Origin of the sequence: Bacillus sp. SIMBA_005 (genome assembly GCF_046535585.1) — a bacterium.
Classification (GTDB): Bacteria; Bacillota; Bacilli; order Bacillales; family Bacillaceae; genus Bacillus; species Bacillus pumilus.
Genome location: NZ_JAWRWI010000174.1, coordinates 1 through 314, shown reverse-complemented (window position 1 = coordinate 314; position 314 = coordinate 1). Strand labels below are relative to the sequence as shown.

At 31.5% G+C, this 314-nt stretch carries 1 protein-coding gene; it reads right to left on the bottom strand.

The window, feature by feature from the left end:
• Positions 1 to 114: 114 nt before the first annotated feature.
• On the bottom strand, positions 115 to 314 hold a 200-nt coding region (locus SB660_RS19630), incomplete at its 5' end, for a hypothetical protein (protein WP_410583929.1).

Sequence of the window (314 nt, the reverse complement as noted above, 5' to 3'; positions counted from 1 at the left end):
AATAATGGCTTCTTCTGAATAGTACTTTCTTTTTAAATGTTGAAGAAATTTTTTAGAGTACTTAGGTAAATCAAAGTCAGAATGGATAATCAAAGAGATATCAGCTCCTTCTCGTTAGCTAATGTTTTCTTGAATATCTTGCATTGTATTGTGCTGCTCGTAATTATGAATAAACCAGCTTAATTTCGTATCACAATAGTTTAACTCCAATGAAATTAAGCCTTTTTGCACAAGGTAGTGATGTTGTTGGCGATAGGACATATTAGGACTTAACCATAAAATAGTAACGATTTTCTGTGGTTCACAAATATGCT